This window comes from Streptomyces sp. NPDC005393, assembly GCF_040606675.1.
Lineage (GTDB): Bacteria > Actinomycetota > Actinomycetes > Streptomycetales > Streptomycetaceae > Streptomyces.
This window is the reverse complement of record NZ_JBEXFG010000115.1, coordinates 1-3,272: the sequence shown is the minus strand read 5'-3', so window position 1 is coordinate 3,272 and position 3,272 is coordinate 1. Positions and strand designations below refer to the sequence as shown.

1 protein-coding gene is annotated in these 3,272 nt (G+C 71.5%); it reads right to left on the bottom strand.

Translation table 11 applies throughout. The features are described 5' to 3' along the window. Window positions 1-3,272 (bottom strand): SDR family NAD(P)-dependent oxidoreductase (locus ABZS71_RS35390; RefSeq protein WP_356216909.1); only part of this gene is annotated, 3,272 nt, incomplete at both ends.

Below are 3,272 nucleotides of genomic sequence, written 5' to 3'. Positions count from 1 at the left end.
TCCAGCACCTCCCAGGACGCCTCCAGCAGCAGCCGCTGCTGAGGATCCGTGGCCAACGCCTCCCGCGGATTGATCCCGAAAAATCCCGCGTCGAATCGGTCGGCCTCGTACAGGAACCCGCCTTTACGGGCATACGAAGTGCCGGGGTGATCCGGGTCGGGGTGGAAGAGCCCGTCGAGGTCCCAGCCCCGGCCGGTCGGAAACTCGCCGATCGCGTCACTGCCCGAAACGACTAGATCCCACAGGCCCTCCGGGGAGGTCACCCCGCCCGGGAACCGGCACGTCATCGCGACGATAGCCACCGGCTCGTCCGCCCCTGCCGTCGCCACGACGGGCGCACCGGAAGCGACGGTCTCACCGGTCAGCCGAGTGCACAGATACTCCGCCAGCACGCGCGGTGTCGGGTAGTCGAACACCATCGTGGCCGGCAACCGCAGCCCCGTCGCCGCCGACAACCGATTACGCAACTCCACCGCCGTCAACGAATCAAAACCCAACTCCTTGAACGCAGCCCCCGCCCGCACCTGACCCGACGACACAAACCCCAGCACCACCGCCACACCACCACGCACCACCTCCAACACCACATCCAGCCGAGCCACCGCATCCAACCCCACCAACCGCGAACCCAGCCCCGAGCCCAACACACCACCAGCCGCAGACCGACGCCTCATACGACCGGCCACCAACCCCCGCAACACCGCCGGCAGACCCCCACCCGCCACCCCAGCCACGTCGAGGTCAGCCGCGACAAGTTGGGAGCCGCCCTGTCGGCAGGCGGCGTCCAGCAAGCCGAGAGCCTTTTCGCTGGACATCGCGGCGATACCCGAGCGGGACATCCGGGCCAGGTCCGCCTCGCCGAGCTTCCCGGTCATCTCGCTGGATGGGGCCCAGAGCCCCCATGCCACCGACACGCCGGGGAGGCCAAGGGCCTGGCGGTGGGCGGCCAGCGCATCGCAGAAGGCGTTCGCCGCCGCGTAGTTGGCCTGTCCCGGGCTTCCCAGCACACCGGCAGCCGAGGAGAACATCACAAACATGGACAGCGGCAGATCCGCCGTAGCGGCATGGAGATTCGCCGCTGCCGTGGCCTTCGCCGCCCACACCCGCGCCACCTGTTCCGGGGTCTGCGAGGTCACCACCGCGTCATCCAGCAGCCCCGCCGTATGAATGACCCCGGTCAGCGGATGCTCCGGATCCATCCCTGCCACCAGATCCACCACCACCGCCGCGTCCGTGACGTCCACGGCCGCGATCCGCACCCGTGCGCCCAGCTCCTCCAAGTGGGCGGCCAGATCGCGGGCGCCCGGCGCCTCCGGGCCCCGGCGGCTCACCAACAGCAGATGCCCGACCTGCCACGTACGCACCAGATGCTCGGCCACGAGGCCGCCCAGGGTGCCGGTGCCGCCCGTAATCAACACGGTGCCGTCGGGGTCGAGTGCGGCGGGGATGTCCAGCCCCGTCGGACCGCCATCACCGGCGGCGCGGATCAGCCGGGGCACGGACGCTCGCCCACCCCGGACCGCCAGCTGCGGCTCGTCCATGTCCATCGCCCGTGCGACGGCGTCCCGTACGTCGTCCGCGGCCACATCGGACTCGGAGTCGAGGTCGAGCAGGAGGAAGCGCCCTGGGTTCTCCGCCTGTGCACTACGGACCAGCCCCCACAGCGCGGCACCGGCCACATTCACGCCGCCCGCCCCAAGGCCCTCGCCCTGGGGACCAGGGACCGTGACCGCTCCTCGCGTCACCACCACCAACCGGGCGTCGGCCGGCCTCGGCTCGGCCAGCCAGCCCTGCAACAGCCCCAACGCTCGCTCCGACAGCGCCAAACCATCAGCCGCCACGCCGTCACCGTCACCGTCACCGTCACCGTCACCGACACCGGTGCGCGAAAGGTCGGCGAGGACCACGGACGGGACGGGCTCCCCATCATCGAGCGCCGCGAGCAACGCCGCCAGATCCGGATACGAGCCGTCGGCGCCCAGCACCACCCAGCGGCCGGCCCCGGCCATGGCCTCCCCGACCCCCGCCACCTGCGGCAAGGGGGCCCAGTCGAGCGCGAACAAGCCGTCGACGCCACGCGCCTCCGCGGCCTGCCTCAACTGATCGATGGCCGCTGGACGGCTCACCAATGAGTCGACCGTCAGAACCGGGTCGCCCGCGGCGTCGGCCACGACCATGCGCAGCCCCCGCTCGCCCTCCGTACCCCGCTGACGCGGGGACAGCCGCACCCGGACGGTGGTCGCCCCAGCGGCCCACAGCGACACCCCGTTCCAGGCGAACGGCAGCCACACCTGACCATCGTCCCGCTGCTCTTCGGAGCCGGTGATCAGCAGAGCCGGGTGCAGGGCGGCGTCAAGCAGCGCCGGGTGGATACCGAAACCATCCTCGTCCCCGGCCGACTCGGGCAACACCACCTCGGCCAGTACGTCCGAACCGTCCTGCCACAGCGCCCGCAGCCCCTGGAACGACGGACCGTACTCATATCCCGCCGCTGCGGCCCGGTTGTAGAAGCCCTCGACCGCCACCGGCTTCGCGCCCGCCGGAGGCCACGCACCGCCCAGCGCCTCGGCCGCCAGGCGAGCGCCCTCCGCGGAGGGGCTCAGCACACCCTCGGCGTGACACGCCCAGGTCACGTCCGCGCCCGAGCCGGCAGTACCCTCCGGACGGGAATACACCTGTACGTCGCGTCGCCCGTCATCGGACGCCGCGCCCACCACGACCTGGACGCGCAGCCCGCCCGTCTCCGGCAGCACCAGCGGCACCTGTAGCGCAAGCTCCTCGATCCCACCGCAGCCGACCTTGTCGGCCGCCCGCAGCACCCACTCCACCAAGGCCGCGCCCGGCGCCAGTACGGTCCCCGCCACGACATGCTCACCGAGCCAGCCGCCACCGCCACCCGCCGAGACCCGGCCCGTGAGCAGATGGGTACTTCCGTCGGCAAGCTCCACGGCAGCGCCCAGCAGCGGATGCCCGGCGGAGGCCAGCCCGAGATCGCTCGGGTCGCCGACTCCACCCGAGGCAGCCATCCAGAAGCGTTGATGCTGGAAGGCATACGTCGGCAGGTCCACCGTCCGAGGCGCCGGATCGGCCGGGAAGAGAGCCGTCCAGTCCACCTCGACCCCGGCGGTGAACGCCTGGGCGAGCGACCGCACCAGCTGAGCCCGGCCACCGTGGTCACGGCGCAGCGTGGGCACGGTGACCGCGTCGACACCCGCCTGTTCGAAGGTCTCCTGCATCCCGATGGTCAGTACGGGATGGGTGCTGGCCTCGAT